This window comes from Saprospiraceae bacterium (assembly GCA_026129545.1).
Classification (GTDB): domain Bacteria; phylum Bacteroidota; class Bacteroidia; order Chitinophagales; family Saprospiraceae; genus M3007.
In genome coordinates, this window is sequence record JAHCHX010000001.1 from 3,560,502 (window position 1) to 3,574,374 (window position 13,873).

General features: G+C 54.9%; 12 protein-coding genes. 5 read left to right on the forward strand and 7 right to left on the reverse strand.

What is annotated here, in order from left to right; all coding sequences use genetic code 11:
* Window positions 1–17: 17 nt before the first annotated feature.
* Entirely contained in the window at window positions 18–1,985 is a 1,968-nt protein-coding gene (locus KIS77_13860) for a glycoside hydrolase family 97 protein (GenBank protein ID MCW5923425.1), read from the reverse strand.
* Between KIS77_13860 and KIS77_13865 the strand changes: the two genes are divergently transcribed.
* The gene (locus tag KIS77_13865) at window positions 1,984–2,745 is read left to right on the forward strand and encodes an RluA family pseudouridine synthase (GenBank protein ID MCW5923426.1); all 762 of its coding nucleotides are present in this window, start codon (window positions 1,984–1,986) and stop codon (window positions 2,743–2,745) included. The two genes, KIS77_13860 and KIS77_13865, sit on opposite strands and share 2 nt — an antisense overlap.
* 45 nt (window positions 2,746–2,790) lie before the next feature.
* On the opposite strand, the gene KIS77_13870 is transcribed toward KIS77_13865, so the two are convergent.
* The 4 genes from KIS77_13870 to KIS77_13885 all read right to left on the reverse strand — a co-directional run bounded on the left by KIS77_13870 (window position 2,791) and on the right by KIS77_13885 (window position 5,421).
* On the reverse strand, window positions 2,791–3,510 hold the full coding sequence (locus KIS77_13870; GenBank protein MCW5923427.1) for a pyridoxine 5'-phosphate synthase: 720 nt from the start codon (window positions 3,508–3,510) through the stop codon (window positions 2,791–2,793).
* Between the two features lie 168 nt (window positions 3,511–3,678).
* Window positions 3,679–4,344: a 16S rRNA (cytidine(1402)-2'-O)-methyltransferase gene (rsmI, locus tag KIS77_13875; protein MCW5923428.1), complete on the reverse strand. Its 666-nt coding sequence runs from the start codon at window positions 4,342–4,344 to the stop codon at window positions 3,679–3,681.
* A 19-nt stretch (window positions 4,345–4,363) separates the two neighbouring features.
* A complete protein-coding gene (gene purS, locus KIS77_13880) occupies window positions 4,364–4,615 on the reverse strand; it encodes a phosphoribosylformylglycinamidine synthase subunit PurS (GenBank protein ID MCW5923429.1) in 252 nt (83 codons plus the stop codon).
* A 59-nt stretch (window positions 4,616–4,674) separates the two neighbouring features.
* Complete coding sequence (locus KIS77_13885) at window positions 4,675–5,421, reverse strand: CDP-alcohol phosphatidyltransferase family protein (protein MCW5923430.1); 747 nt, start codon at window positions 5,419–5,421, stop codon at window positions 4,675–4,677.
* Between the two features lie 286 nt (window positions 5,422–5,707).
* On the opposite strand from KIS77_13885, the gene KIS77_13890 reads away from it, so the two are divergent.
* A complete protein-coding gene (locus tag KIS77_13890) occupies window positions 5,708–8,446 on the forward strand; it encodes a gliding motility-associated C-terminal domain-containing protein (GenBank protein ID MCW5923431.1) in 2,739 nt (912 codons plus the stop codon).
* A gap of 18 nt (window positions 8,447–8,464) precedes the next feature.
* On the opposite strand, the gene KIS77_13895 is transcribed toward KIS77_13890, so the two are convergent.
* Window positions 8,465–9,466, reverse strand: coding sequence for a Gfo/Idh/MocA family oxidoreductase (locus tag KIS77_13895; GenBank protein ID MCW5923432.1), 1,002 nt, complete (start codon window positions 9,464–9,466; stop codon window positions 8,465–8,467).
* 142 nt (window positions 9,467–9,608) lie between these two features.
* A complete protein-coding gene (locus KIS77_13900) occupies window positions 9,609–9,908 on the reverse strand; it encodes a hypothetical protein (protein MCW5923433.1) in 300 nt (99 codons plus the stop codon).
* A 141-nt stretch (window positions 9,909–10,049) separates the two neighbouring features.
* On the opposite strand from KIS77_13900, the gene KIS77_13905 reads away from it, so the two are divergent.
* Genes KIS77_13905 through KIS77_13915 form a run of 3 tightly spaced genes read left to right on the forward strand, consistent with a single transcriptional unit; the run spans window position 10,050 to window position 13,864 of the window.
* The gene (locus KIS77_13905) at window positions 10,050–11,183 is read left to right on the forward strand and encodes a PAS domain-containing sensor histidine kinase (protein MCW5923434.1); all 1,134 of its coding nucleotides are present in this window, start codon (window positions 10,050–10,052) and stop codon (window positions 11,181–11,183) included.
* Window positions 11,180–11,866: a response regulator gene (locus KIS77_13910; GenBank protein MCW5923435.1), complete on the forward strand. Its 687-nt coding sequence runs from the start codon at window positions 11,180–11,182 to the stop codon at window positions 11,864–11,866. The genes KIS77_13905 and KIS77_13910 overlap by 4 nt, the downstream gene beginning before the upstream one ends.
* 48 nt (window positions 11,867–11,914) lie before the next feature.
* On the forward strand, window positions 11,915–13,864 hold the full coding sequence (locus tag KIS77_13915) for a KUP/HAK/KT family potassium transporter (GenBank protein MCW5923436.1): 1,950 nt from the start codon (window positions 11,915–11,917) through the stop codon (window positions 13,862–13,864).
* Window positions 13,865–13,873: the final 9 nt, after the last annotated feature.

Here is a 13,873-nt window from a genome sequence, read left to right on the forward strand (position 1 = left end):
GGGGCAAAGGTAAGGCGCTACATCTTCCTTAGCACCGCCACAAAACCACCGCCTGGCGCCATTTTCACCCCAAGTTTGTCGCCGCTTTTCATGCGCTTGATGACGCGCAGGTAGTCTTGGGCACATCGGTCTGCGTTGGGGCCATCCTGATAGATTTCCACTTCATAGTCGCCCTTCGGCAAGAAGTCGGTTTCGAGTGTCAGCTCGCGGGCGCTCCAGTCGGTCATTGCGCCAATATACCAAAGGCTATCGGCGGCTTGCCGGGCCACCGCCACGAAGTCGCCTATTTTCCCGTCCAAGGCGACGGTCTTTTCCCACACCACCGGTACTTTGGAGAGGAAGCGCAGACATTCTGGTTCTTTCCGGTAATTCGTCGGGCTGTCGGCAAGCATTTGCAAGGGGCTTTCAAACACGATGTATTTCGCCAGTTCGTGGCAGCGTGTGCCGAGCGAGGCGGGGCGGTTCCACGAAGGCGCCCAATCGTTTTTCTGATAATTGAGCATCGCGCCGGGGGTGTAGTCCATCGGGCCTGCCACTTGGCGAAGGAAAGGGAGGGTGACGTCGTGTTCTGGGTCAATTTGCTTTTTGTCGTCCCATTTGGCCTGCTCCAGCCCATACACGCCCTCGAAGGTGAGCACGTTGGGCCATGTGCGTTGCAAGCCCGCAGGTTTGTGCGCCCCGTGGAAATCCACGAGGAGTTTGTTGGCCGCGCATTTTTCAGCCATGCGCCAATAGAAATTGACGGCCTGCTGGTCGTCGCGCTGCATGAAGTCAATTTTCAGCCCTTTGATGTCCCATTTTTTCAAATTGGGCAACAGTTCGTCGAACTGGCGGTCAATCGTAGTCCAGGTGACCCAAAGGATGAGGCCGACATTTTTGGTCTTGGAATATGCGGCCAGACCATCCATGTCGAGTGCCGGGTTGATGCGGCGGAGGTCGCCGGGCTCCGACCACCCTTCGTCGAGGATGATGTAGTCGAGGCCGTTTTCGGCGGCAAAATCCACAAAATGGCGATAAGTGGCGGTGTTCAAGCCAGCCCGGAAATCCACGCCGTGCACGTTCAGGTTGTTCCACCAATCCCACGCGACCTTGCCGGGGCGTATCCAAGAGGCATCTTTGAGCCGACTGGGCGCGGCGAGCAGCCACGGGAGTTGGTTGGTCAGCAGTTGTTGGTCTTTTTCGGCAATGAGCATCAGGCGCCAAGGGTATTGGCGGGTGCCATCGGTGATGGCCAGAAAAGGTGTTCGGTCGGTGGGCTGAATGTCGCGGTCGGTCAGTTCGACCGTGTGTTTGGGAAGCCGGGGGAAAGTGCCGCGCAGGGAGCCGTTTTTGCCGGCGGTGCCCAGCACCCACAGGCCGGGATAATGTTGCAGGTCGGTTTCGGTGAGCAGTATTTTCACGCCGCCGTCCAGCTCCGCCAAGGCGGGCAAACTGGCGAGGCGGTGTTCATTCAAGTCGGCAGGGGCAAGGCGTTTGGCGATGCGTTCGTTGTGAGAGTAGAAGCTTTCTTCTTCCGGGAAAAAAATAGTGTTGCAAAGGATGGGGCGGAAAGCGAACGTTTCGTCCAACACTGTTGCCTTGCCTTTGAAATTGGTGAAAAAACGATAGGCCACTCCTTCGTTGTAGGCCCGAAACACTACCCCCCAGTCGTCTTTGAAGGTCAGGGTCAGCTCATTGAACTGGTCGGGTATCGTGGCGCTTTTCTGACGCACGTCGGGTCGGCGCACGATGTCGGTTGAGGCCCAATCCGTCATTTTCACCTCTGGGTTGGCTCCCAAGATACCGTGTTCGGCTAGCGACATGGAGAGCGGCGCAAGTGTCGTGAGGGGGCGATTGCGCAGGAAAATTTGCCAACTCAGGCTGGGCGAGGTCTCCACGACTGCCATGACGGTTCCATTGGGCGAGACAACGGAGTATGGCGATTGGGCAGAGAGTGCAAAAGGAGTGAAAAAGTAGATGAAGAAAGACAAACGTCGGAGCATCATGCTGATTCTTGTTTTTTTCGGGGGTAAAAATAATGGCTTGCCTCAAATCGGGGGCAATGTCTGCCTTTCGCGCACGGCCACCTACCTTTGCCGCATGAACATCCTTTTCGAGGACTATTACCTCCTTGCCATCAACAAGCCCGCAGGCCTCTCTTCTGAAAGCGGCCGAGAGCGCCACCCCTCCGCCGAACGCGAGGCATTGTTTTATTTCACCGCACAGCTGCAGCAAAAATCGAGTTCCGAGCGCCTCAAAGCTACGCCCTACCTCCGCGTGGCGCATCGGCTCGACCGGGCTGCGAGTGGCGTGCTGCTTTTTGCCAAAACAAAAAACGCGCTCACCCAACTCATGGAACAGTTTGAAAACAAGACCGTGGAGAAAACCTACTGGGCCATCGTGGAAAACAAGCCCGCCGCCGAAGCAGGGCGTTTGTCGAACTGGCTAAAAAGAGACGAAGCAGGGCGCAAGGCCATCATTCAGGAAAAACAAACGCGCGATAGCCAACATTGCGAATTGGAATATAAAATACTGAACGCGAAGGGCAAGCACTGGCTGTTGGAAATAAAGCCACTCACCGGGCGCTTCCATCAGATACGGGTACAATTGGCGCATATCGGCTGCCCGATTGTGGGCGATACGCTCTATGGCGGGCATCCTTGGAAGGAACATGAAATCAAGTTGCACGCCCGCAGTCTTCGGTTCAAGCATCCAAAGACGGGGGAGTGGATGACTTTGGAAGTGGCCCCCCCGGAGGATTGGTAGTGTCCGAGTGGGTAGCGTCAGGCACGGCAGCCCACACACACATTGTCACTTTGCACTCAACTGCCGCAAATACATCCGAATCGTGTTCGCCAAGCCATAGTAAAGGGCATCGGAAATAAGCGCGTGGCCGATGCTGACCTCCAGCAATTGGGGGCAGTGAGCGCGGAAAAACTTCAAGTTGTCCAGATTCAAGTCATGCCCTGCGTTGATGCCGATGCCAATTGCGTTGGCCACCGCTGCGGCAGCGGTGTAAGGCGCTACTGCTTGTTGCGGGTTTTCGGGAAAATGCTGCGCAAAAGGGCCAGTATAAAACTCAATGCGGTCTGCGCCAACGGCTTTGGCGCCCTCTACCATTTTTGCCACCGGGTCCACAAAAACCGAGACGCGAATGTTTTCTTTGTGAAACTCGGCGATTACTTCCTGCAAAAAAGACTTGTTGGCCACCGTGTCCCAGCCAGCATCCGAAGTCAGTTGGCTGGGTATGTCTGGCACGAGGGTGCATTGATGGGGGGGGTGCGCCAACACGAGGTCGAGAAACTCAGGGGTGGGGTTGCCCTCGATGTTGAATTCCGTTGTCACGACTGCCCGCAAGGCAGGCACATCGTCGTAGCGAATATGGCGCTGGTCGGGGCGAGGATGCACGGTGATGCCCTCCGCGCCGAAGGCTTCGCAATCTTGAGCGACTTGCACTAAATTGGGCAAATTGCCGCCGCGTGCATTGCGCAGCAAGGCTACTTTGTTGATGTTGACGCTCAGTCGAGTCATGGATGGACGTGAGTTCGGAGTTAACACTTTTGAAAAATCCAGGGGCAACACCGGGAGAGATATTCCAGGGCGCTGCCCATATCTAAGTCGTTACATGGATTGCAAATTCAATCATGCTGAAAACTTGATGGCGCGAAATGTGAAAAAACAACATCATAGCGTTCAAATTTATCCTTTCCCTCCCACCACCACGACAATTTCTCCTTTCACTTCTTTTTGAGAAAAATGCGCTTTCAACTCCGCGAGCGGAGCTGTTTTCACCTCTTCATGCATCTTGCTCAACTCTCGCGCCACGCAGGCCGGACGCTCGGCCCCACATATGGCGATGAGCTCGTCGAGGCATTTCAACAAGCGAAACGGCGACTCGTAAAGCACGAAGGTATGGGGCAAGTCGGCCAGAAACTTCAATCGTGTCTGGCGACCCTTTTTGTGCGGCAAAAAACCCTCGAAGTGAAACGTGTCGCAAGGCAGTCCGCTCGCCACCAAGGCGGGTACGAAAGCCGTTGGGCCGGGCAGGCACTCTACTTTCACCCCACGACGCACGCAGGCACGCACCAACAGGAAACCGGGGTCGCTAATGCCTGGCGTGCCCGCATCCGACACGAGCGCCATGTCCACGCCAGAGGCCAATTCATCCACCACCCGCTCCACCACCGCGTGTTCGTTGAAAGCGTGAAAAGCACGCAGCGGTGTTTTGATGTCGAAATGGTCGAGCAAGCGGCGGCTGGTGCGCGTATCCTCGGCCAACACGACGGACACCTCTTTCAGCACCCGCAATGCCCGCAGGGTGATGTCTTCGAGGTTGCCGATGGGCGTGGGTACGACGTGGAGCATATCGGTTGCTTGCCGACGGTTAAGCAGGCTTGAGTTCGTAGTGATAAGTCTCCACAATCAGGTTGGCCAACAGCTTTTGGCAGGCGGTTTCCACGGTCTGGCGGGCTTGCTCTTCCGAAGCGGCATCGAGGAGCATGGTGACGTGACGGCCGATGCGCACGTCGGTGACACCCGAGAGTTCGAGGTGAGTGAGGTTGTTCACGACTGCTTTGCCTTGTGGGTCAAGCAGTTCTTTGTGAGGCATGATGTCTATTTCGGCGATGAATTTCATGGAAAATAAAGTTGAAGGGTATTGAAGGGTGTTAAATGACTTTGGCCGGACAACCCCTTTTATGTGGACAAAACTTTGTTTTTCAGCGCGATGGAACTCAGCACATAAAATACGATGACCGCAGAAAGCGCCAGTTCTTTTAGAAAAAACACGAGGAGCAGGAACACCGCCAGAAAGACTAAGGAAAAGGCATTGCTGCGCATATCGAATGACTTGATTTTCATGCCGAACATGGGAATGTTGGAATTCATCAGCCATGAAAGCAAGGCAATGAGGCCGTAAATCAGCCACTGATTTCGGATAATCTCTCGCAGGCCAAATCGGTCGTGGTAAGCCGCCAGTGCCAGCCCGAGCACAAAAACCGCGCAGGCGGGCGTGCTGAGGCCGACGAAATACTTGGTCTGACGGGGGTCAATGTTGAACCTGCCCAAACGCATGGCGGCAAACATAGCCAGGACGAACGCTGGCAAAGCAGCCAAACAAGTATGGTACGACCACCCAGCTGGCAGGAACCCATCCGGCACATCCTCCATCAGTTTGCAAGCTCCGCCCGCTACCAGCAATTGGTGCAGCATAGCCCCCGGCACTACCCCAAAACTTATCACATCGGCCAGCGAGTCGAGCTGCTTGCCCAAAGGCGAGGTAATGCCCAGCGCACGCGCCGTCATGCCATCGGCATAGTCGAAGATGAAACAACCCAACACGAACCAAGCCGCGATGACGGGTTCTTGATTGAGCGTGAACATCAACGCACAACAGCCGCAAAACAAATTGCTAAGCGTGAGGAGGTTGGGAATGTGTCGCATGATGTAGCGCGGCAAAAGTAGAATTTTTGCCGGGAACAGTATTTTGCTAATTTGCGGCGTTTTGGCGTTTCATTTAGGCGTTTTGGAAGGGATAATGCCTGATTGACAGTTTTTTAAGAAAATTTTGACACATTTCCCAGCCAACAAAAAAGACACTCAAAGCGTCTATGCGCAGACGAACCGCACGCGCATGGGCAAGCATTAATGTCTTGCAAGCGTTTTTCTGTCATCTTTTTTCGGCTCTGCTCGGGCCATTGTTGTCAACCGAGTAAACACACGACACACCATGAGAGAACTTGCACTTTCGATAATCACTTTTCTGACCTTTTCCACGCTGGCATGGGCACAGCCTGCCAACGACGAATGTACCAACCCCATCATCATTCCCAACGTACTTAATTATTGCAGCCCGGTGGGCGCTTACACCAATGTGGGAGCCACGCCATCGGCTTATGGGCCTGCCACCTGCTTTGGCAACACACAAAACGATGTGTGGTTTGCCTTCACGGCATTGGCAACCGATGTGACCATCACGGTGCGCGGCGCCACCCCTCAAGCCCCCGGCGGCACTTTGCAGCGGCCCCAACTGGCCATCTATTTTGGCAATTGCGGCGGCACCATCAATCAACTTGAATGTCAGACCACTCCTGCCGGGGTCAACGTAGTGGAAGGTTATCAGGGCGGCTTGTTCGTGGGTTCTACTTATTTGGTGCGGATTCAGGGGGCGAATGGGCAAACGGGTACTTTCCAAATTTGCATCAACAACTACAACCCACCTGTTGACCCCCAATCTGACTGCCCACAAGCCGCCATCTTGTGCGACAAATCGCCTTTCGTGGTGCAAAGCGTGGTGGGCGCCGGACAGAATATCGCCGAGCTGAACGACGCAACCTGCTTCTCCAACGGCGGGCCGGGCAACTACGAAACCAACTCTACTTGGTTCGTGTGGACTTGTGCCCAACCCGGCACCCTAGAATTCACCCTCACCCCGCTCAACATCACCGACGACCTCGATTTTGTGGTTTATCGCTTGCCCAATGGTATCGGCAACTGCCAAAACAAACAAGTGGTGCGATGTATGGCTGCAGGCGACTTCTTCTATCCCAGCCCTTGCATGGGGCCAACGGGCCTTCGAGCCGGCTCCACCGATTTGGCGGAAAACGCCGGCTGCGGGCCGGGAAAAGACAATTTCCTCGCTCCCCTTCAAATGCAGGTGGGAGAGACATACGCCTTGGTCGTCAACAATTTCACCTCCACAGGCAACGGATTCTCCATTGAGTTTGGCGGTTCAGGTCAATTTCTTGGCCCCACCGCTGATTTCAACACCATCCCGTCGGCAGTCTGTCTCGGTGTGCCAGTGCAAGTCATTGACGCTTCCTCTTTCCCCATCGGCAGCATCACCAGCTGGAGCTGGAGCTTTGGCGCGAACGCATCGCCCCAAACCGCCTCTGGCCCAGGCCCACACAACGTGACGTTCAACAACCCCGGCCAAAATCCCATCGTGTTGACCTTGGAGACCAACCTCGGCTGTAAAGTGACCAAAATCCTGAACGCCACCATTTTCCCAGATGTGGAAATTGACAAACTCATCGCCGCGCCCGACTGCAACGGTGCCACCAACGGGCGAGTCACCATCAGCAACATCACCAGCGGCACACCACCTTACCAATACAGTTGGAACAGCGGGCCTTTTTCTTCCAGCAATTTCCTCGACAACCTCGGCGTGGGCACCTACACGTTGCGCATCCGCGATGCCAACAACTGCGAATCGGATTTCAGCATTGACGTGAGCGAACGGGTGCTGACCGCCGATGCCATCGTGACCAAGCCGCTCTGCACGGGCGATGCCAACGGCGTGATTACGCTCAACATCACGAATGGAAAGCCCCCCATTCTCTTCAATTGGGGCAGCGGCAACGTGCCCAACAATTCGCAAGGAGGCTACGCCGCAGGCATTTACACCATCACCGCCGTGGACGACGTGCTGTGTCAGGGTGTTTTCAACGTGACAGTGACCGACAACCCGCCGCTTCAATTGGTGATTGACACCATAGACGTTTCTTGCTTTGGCGCCGACGACGGCGCTGCCATCGTGGCGCCTTCGGGAGGTGTGGGCAGCTACACTTACCAGTGGTCGAACAGCCGGTCAGACCCAGAAGTGGATGGGCTGGAGCCGGGGCAATACGGTGTCACCGTCACCGACGGCAACGGCTGCTCCATTACGGGCAGCGTGTTCATAGAAGAGCCGGGCGATGTGGGCATCAACTTGCTGCGGGTGGTGGATTTGCTCTGCAACGGAGTGCCCACAGGCCAAATAGATGTGGCAGGCGTGGGCGGACGACCTGCCTATTCATACAGCACGGATGGCATCAATTATTTCTCTGCCAGCCCGCTCACCAATTTGCCTGCGGGCAATTATTGGGTGAAGGTGAAGGATTCGGCGGGCTGTGTTGACTCCGTTTTTGCCACCGTCGGTCAGCCGCCGGCACTCCTCGTCGCCGCCGAGCCGTCCGACACCTTGCTCGACCTCGGCTTCACCGTCAATATCAACACCGTGACCGCACCGCCCTTCCGACCCGTCGTTTTTGAATGGACACCGCCGCTCGGACTGAGCGACCCCACATCGCCCAACCCGAGCGCCACAGCTATCAGCAGCCAGATTTATGTGGTGAAAATCACCGACCAAGATGGCTGCGTCGCCTACGACACGGTCAATATCCGCGTCAACAACAAGCGTCCCGTCTATTTCCCCAACGTGTTCGCACCCGACAAGAACTACCCCAACGACTATTTCACCGGCTTCTCTGGCCCCGCAGCGGAGCAACTCTCGCTGCTGCGTGTCTTCGACCGCTGGGGCAGCCTCGTGTTTGAGCGCAGGGATTTCCCGCTCAACGAACCCATTCTGGGCTGGGACGGCACCTACAAAGGCCAAAAAATGACGGGGGTGTTCACATGGTACGCACTCGTGCGATTTGTGGACCAAAGGGAGTTGCAGTATGAGGGTAGCGTGACGGTGGTGCGGTGAGATGGCGGGCCGCCCCCCCTATCTTTCTTGCCGCGCCTTTATTTCTTTCAAAATTCGATGCGCCACTCTCAACGCCTCGAAGCCGTCGCGCAGCGTCACCACAGGCTCGGTGCCTGTGGCAATGGCTTCGTGAAAGGTTTCCAACTCGCGCTGAATCGCATTCACGGGCGGGGTTTCGGGCATGGAGAGGTGGAGCCATTTTTTGCCCGCGTTGGTCTCGAATTCCATGAGTTGTTCCTGCGGCGGGAGGTTGGAAGCGTCTTGCGCGAAAAGGCGCACGATTTGGGCATTTTTTTCCAAAAAATCGAGACTCAGGTAGTGGTCGGGCTGGAAGAGGCGCATTTTGCGCATTTGCTTCATGGAAATGCGGCTGGCCGTGAGGTTCGCCACCGCGCCGTTGGCAAATTCGAGGCGCACGTTGGCGATGTCGGGCGTGTGGCTCAGCACCGCCACGCCGCTGGCGCTGACCCTCTCGACGGGCGATTTCACCAAATGCAACACGAGGTCGAGGTCGTGAATCATCAGGTCGAGAATGACCGACACTTCCGTGCCACGCGGCTGGAATGCCGCCAGTCGGTGGCTCTCGATAAACATCGGATTGAGCACCATGTCTTTGATGCCGAGGTAGGCGGGATTGAACCGCTCGACGTGGCCGACTTGCACTTTAACGCCCTGCTGTTCAGCGAGTTGCAGCAATTTTCGACCTTCGGCGACGGTCTCCGTGACGGGTTTTTCGATAAAAACGTGTTTGCTCGCACGCATGGCTTTGGCGGCGAGTTTGTAATGCGACGGCGTGGGTGTCACGATGTCCACCGCGTCCACATCGGCCAAAAGTTTGTCCAAAGATTTGTAGCGTTTCACGCCATATTGGGCGATGGCGGAGGCGGCGTTCTTGTCGTCGGGGTCGTAGAACCCGGCGAGCTCCCAGCACTCGGTGGCGAGGATACATTTCAGGTGGATTTTGCCGAGGTGGCCGGCGCCGAGCAGGGCGATGCGTTTAGTTGTTTGTTGTTCGTTCATTGTTGCTGGTTGCGGGGCAAAGGTAGGGAAGGGAAGTCATTTGCATCCGAGTGTGAGGCTGCTTGGTGAAAACACCAAGCAGGGCCGTAAAACGCCGTAATCAGCGCAAAACGATAAAAAAAGGCGAACTGGAAAGTTCGCTCTACCTGTAGTACATCAACACCGCCCCGAACGCCGTAATCAGCGCAATCAGCACCGTTGCCATTTTGATGGAATATCGCATGTGGCGGATGAAAGATTCGATTTCGTTGCGGAACTGCGGGTATTTCGGCAGGATTTCCTCTTCCAGTTTTTGCCGATTAAAAATGTGCGCCGCGCCGAACTCAACCTTGTTGCGCACCAGCACACCATAGACTTTGAACACCTTGGCGCGGAAATAAAGGTTCAGAAACAGCATGGCCACGAATAGGCCGATGAGGATGGAAAGGAGGAGAGTGTACATTTTTTTAGAATGTGCTGATTCAGGGGCGAAGGTCTGAAATCAAGTTGTAAGAAGCGTCTTTACAAAATTTTTATGCGTTGCTTTCCTCTCTTACTTTTTCTTTACGGCTTGCGCCTCACCTTTGCAGCATAAACGCACAAAGTGACTGGCTCAACACGATTTCGAGATTTTTTTGTCGCTTTCGCCAGCGTGGCGGCTGTGGCGGCTGTTTGTTTTCCGTTGGCTGATTTCATCGGCTACCGCTCGGTCGCTTTGCTGTTGTTGCTTGCGGTCTCTGTGTTGGCCATGCGCTTGAGTCTTTGGCCTGTGTTGGTGGCAGCAGCCATGAGCGCGTTGGTGTGGAATTTCTTTTTCATCCCGCCCATTTTTACTTTTCACATTGGCATCGGCGAAGACGTGCTGCTGTTGACGATGTATTTTATCGTGGCTTTGCTCAACGGCATTTTCAACCACCGCCTCCGGCAGTTGGAGCAAATAGCACGGCAAAAAGAGGAGAAAGAAGCCGCTATCCGGCTCTACAACGTGCTGTTTAGTTCGCTTTCGCACGAACTGCGTACGCCTATCGCAACTATTGTGGGTGCGGCAGATGCATTGCAAGAAAATGCGGCACAACTCAAACCCGCGCAGCGAAACGAGCTGATTGCGGAAATTTCGACCACTTCGTTGCGGCTGCACCAGCAGGTGGAAAATCTGCTCAACACTTCCCGCATAGAATCTGGCTCTATTCGCTCCAAGGCCGATTGGAACGACGTGAGCGAGCTGATTTACAATGTTTTGGGAAAAATGAAAAAGCAGCTCGCAAATCATTCGTTAGAGGCAACCATACCGGAAGACCTCCCTTTGGTACAGTTGGACTACGGGCTTACCGAACAGGTTTTATTCAACTTGCTCAACAATGCAGCGCTCCACACTCCGCCCGGCTCGAAAATTTGGCTCAACGCGCAAATTGCTTCCGAACACAGGGGGCATTTCGGGGAACAAACACTACCGGAAGATTTGGGCATCGTCACAGATTCGGTGACACACACGTTGGTCATAGAGGTATCTGACAACGGTCCGGGTTTTCCCCCCGACGAGATTCAAGAGGTTTTTGGAAAATTTTACCGCTTGAAAAACACCCAAAGCGGTGGCACGGGCTTAGGGCTTTTCATCGTGAAAGGTTTTGTGGAAGCACAAGGTGGCACTGTCTCGGTGAGCAACCGAGCCAATGGCGGCGCAAGGTTCATCATCGAACTGCCCGTCAAAGTGGTCAAATCGAACAGCATTTCGCCATGAAAAACGGCAACATTCTAGTCATTGACGACGAGGCGAGCATTCGCAAACTGCTCGACATCACGCTCCAAGCCGCTGGCTACGCGGTGCAACAGGCCGCCACTGCCCGCGAGGGCGAGGCCGCCGCCGCCCTTCGTCCGCCCGACCTTGTGCTGCTCGACCTCGGCCTGCCTGACGACGACGGCCAAAATTTGCTCCGCCGACTGCGCGAGTGGTATGCCAAGCCTATCGTGGTCCTTTCTGCCCGCGACGAAGAAAAGGAAATCGTGAAGGCTCTTGACAGCGGTGCCAACGATTATCTTACCAAACCTTTCAGAACGGGAGAGCTGCTGGCGCGTATCCGTGCGGCCATGCGCCTTTCGTTGGCAGAAGAAAACGAGCCAATCCGTGTTTTCGGCAGCTTGAAAATTGATTTTGCATCGCGTTCGGTGTGGAAAAATGGCGAAATGCTCAAACTCACCAGCACGGAGTATGCCCTACTCGCGCTCTTTGTGCGCAACGAAGGTCGGGTGCTGACCCATCCTTTCCTTCTCCGCGAAATCTGGGGGCCGGGCTATGTGGAGCGCACGGAGTACCCGCGCGTGTTCGTGGGGCAGTTGCGCAAAAAAATAGAGAAAGACCCAAAACAACCCCGACTAATACTCACTGAATCCGGCATTGGGTATCGGTTTGTCGGCAGCGGCTAATCACCGCAATCCCCAATCAACCCCCACCTTACAACACTTTTCAGATTTATGAAACCTACACTCAACGGCACGCAGCGCGTGACCGCAGCCACACTTTTGGTCGCACTTGGCATCATCTACGGCGACATCGGCACCAGCCCGCTTTATGTGCTGAAGGCCATCGTCGGCAACCGCCCCATCTCAGAGACACTGGTGTATGGCGGCATCTCGTGTATCTTCTGGACGCTGGCTTTCCAGACCACGTTCAAGTATATCTTCCTGACGCTTATGGCCGACAATCACGGCGAAGGCGGCATTTTTTCGCTCTACGCATTGGTGCGTCGTTTTGGCAAGGGTCGCTTGGTCATCCCTACCATTCTGGGCGCGACCACACTGTTGGCCGACGGCATCATCACGCCGCCCATTTCGGTGGCTTCGGCGGTGGAAGGTCTGGAAATGGTGCTGCCGCACTTGCCGACGGTACCGATTGTCATCGTCATACTCTCCTTGCTGTTTTTTTTCCAACGCTTCGGCACCCAAAAAGTGGGTGGCGCATTCGGTCCTGTCATGGTCGTTTGGTTTTCCATGCTCACTGTGCTGGGGCTGTCGCAAATCGTTCAGGAGCCGGGCATTTTGAAAGCACTCAGCCCACACTACGCCTACGATTTATTGGTCAAATACCCACAAGGCTTTTGGCTCTTAGGGGCGGTATTTCTTTGTGCCACTGGCGCGGAGGCACTCTACTCTGACCTCGGACACTGCGGTCGCCGAAACATTCGCATCACTTGGATATTTGTCAAAACCGCGCTGCTCATCAACTACATAGGCCAAGCAGCTTGGGTGCTGAACCACGCTGGCCCGACGCTTGGTGGTCGCAATCCGTTCTACGAAATCATGCCTACATGGTTTTTGATACCGGGCATCGTCATCGCCACAGCGGCCACCATCATCGCTTCGCAGGCGCTCATCAGTGGCTCATACACCCTCATCAACGAGGCCATGAGTCTCAACTTTTGGCCCCGTGTGGCGGTGCGCCAGCCAACCGAGCTGAAAGGACAGATTTATATCCCTTCTGTCAACAATATCCTGTGGATGGGCTGCATCTTGATGATTTTGTACTTCCGCTCCTCCACCCACATGGAGGCAGCCTATGGTTTTTCCATCACCGTAGCGATGATGATGACCTCAATCCTGCTGGGCTATTTCCTGATTTATGTGAAACGCTGGCACCCGGTGCTCGTGACGGGCATCTTGCTGATGCTTGCACTGGTAGAAGCCTCGTTTTTCATCACCAACATCGCCAAAATCAAGGAGCGGTGGATGTTCCTTTTCTTTGAGTTGTTCATCTTTTTGGTCATGTACGTCTGGCACTACGCCCGAAAAATCAACAACCGCTTTGTTCATTTTGTGAACTTGAACCAGTACAAAACCCTGCTGAACGACCTCAGCCAAGACGACGAGATACCCAAGTTCTCGACCCACTTGATTTACCTGACAAAGGCTAACCGCCGTCACGAAATCGAGGATAAAATCGTCAAGTCCATTTTTTCAAAAAAGCCGAAGCGTGCCGACATCTATTGGTTTTTGCACATCAACCGCACCGACGACCCCTACGCCCTAAACTACGAAGTGAATGAGTTGCTGGACGATAAGGTGATTCGTATTGACCTCAACATCGGCTTCCGCGTGCAGCCGCGCGCAGAGCTGTACTTCAAAAAAATCGTGCAAGACTTGGTGGCACAGCGCGAGCTGCAACTCCACGTCCGGCCCGATGGCTCGACACGCTACAATCCGGAACCGGATTTCAAATTCGTGGTCATTGAAAAGTTCCTCTCAGTCGAAAACGAGTTCGCACTGCGCGAAGGTGTGCTGCTCAATTCCTACTTCTTCCTCAAGCGCCTCGGACAGTCGGACGAAAAAGCCTTCGGCTTGGACAAAAGCGACGTAGTGGTGGAAGATGTGCCGCTGGTTTATCAGCCCATTGGCAACGTGGATTTGCTGCGCAAACTCCCAGCGTGACCCTAACCA

Coding starts and splice junctions, on each gene's coding strand:
- KIS77_13890 (MCW5923431.1), top strand. CDS start 5,708: ATGAGAGAACTTGCACTTTCGATAATCACTTTTCTGACCTTTTCCACG.
- KIS77_13860 (MCW5923425.1), bottom strand. CDS start 1,985: ATGATGCTCCGACGTTTGTCTTTCTTCATCTACTTTTTCACTCCTTTT.
- KIS77_13865 (MCW5923426.1), top strand. CDS start 1,984: ATGCTGATTCTTGTTTTTTTCGGGGGTAAAAATAATGGCTTGCCTCAA.
- KIS77_13895 (MCW5923432.1), bottom strand. CDS start 9,466: ATGAACGAACAACAAACAACTAAACGCATCGCCCTGCTCGGCGCCGGC.
- purS (MCW5923429.1), bottom strand. CDS start 4,615: ATGAAATTCATCGCCGAAATAGACATCATGCCTCACAAAGAACTGCTT.
- KIS77_13900 (MCW5923433.1), bottom strand. CDS start 9,908: ATGTACACTCTCCTCCTTTCCATCCTCATCGGCCTATTCGTGGCCATG.
- KIS77_13870 (MCW5923427.1), bottom strand. CDS start 3,510: ATGACTCGACTGAGCGTCAACATCAACAAAGTAGCCTTGCTGCGCAAT.
- rsmI (MCW5923428.1), bottom strand. CDS start 4,344: ATGCTCCACGTCGTACCCACGCCCATCGGCAACCTCGAAGACATCACC.
- KIS77_13915 (MCW5923436.1), top strand. CDS start 11,915: ATGAAACCTACACTCAACGGCACGCAGCGCGTGACCGCAGCCACACTT.
- KIS77_13885 (MCW5923430.1), bottom strand. CDS start 5,421: ATGCGACACATTCCCAACCTCCTCACGCTTAGCAATTTGTTTTGCGGC.
- KIS77_13910 (MCW5923435.1), top strand. CDS start 11,180: ATGAAAAACGGCAACATTCTAGTCATTGACGACGAGGCGAGCATTCGC.